We start from the raw sequence: 590 nt of genomic DNA, 5'->3' as shown, positions 1-590 counted from the left end.
GGGCGCGATGCCCGACGCGCATCGCGCTCAGGGCGCCACGGCCGAGCCCGCGCCCTTGCCCCCCATGGGCGAGGCGGGTCAAACCCTCTCGGGCGGACAACGCCAGCGCATTGCCTTGGCACGCGCGCTCTACGGATTGCCCGCGGTCGTGGTGCTGGACGAGCCCAATGCCCACCTGGACGACGTGGGCGAGGCCGCCCTGCAAAACGCCTTGCAAACCTTGCGCTCGCGCGGCCGCACCGTCATTGTCATCTCGCACCGGCCAGGCGTGCTGGCCGTCGCAGACCAGGTCGTGCTCATGCGTGACGGGCGCATCGTTCAACAAGGCCCGCGCGACGCCGTGCTGCGGCCCCAGCCGCACTCCTCCACCCTTCCCCCTTCGGTCACCCCTGCCCATGAACCCCACTGAACTGCCCCTGCCTGCTGCACCGGCCCGCACGGATACCCCGCCCGACACTCCCAGCCCGATGCGTACCCCAGCCGCCAGCCGCGCAACCCGCTGGGGGCTGTGGGCACTGCTCATCGGTGTGGGTGGCTTCTTTGCTTGGGCGGCGCTGGCCCCGCTGGACGAAGGCGTACCCGCGCACGGC

At 71.9% G+C, this 590-nt stretch carries 1 protein-coding gene and 1 pseudogene; both read left to right on the top strand.

Annotated features, from left to right (window positions below; translation table 11 throughout):
- Positions 1 to 409, top strand: a 409-nt coding sequence (locus ACK4TH_RS12990) for an ATP-binding cassette domain-containing protein (protein ID WP_409627039.1), incomplete at its 5' end; no start/stop codon positions are given.
- Positions 396 to 590: pseudogene (locus ACK4TH_RS12985) on the top strand (hypothetical protein); the annotation flags it as partial. The gene ACK4TH_RS12990 and the pseudogene ACK4TH_RS12985, both read left to right, overlap by 14 nt.

Origin of the sequence: Tepidimonas sp., assembly GCF_046292505.1 — a bacterium.
Classification (GTDB): Bacteria; Pseudomonadota; Gammaproteobacteria; order Burkholderiales; family Burkholderiaceae_C; genus Tepidimonas.
Note: the sequence above shows the minus strand (reverse complement) of the source record. Positions and strands in the feature narration are given on the sequence as shown.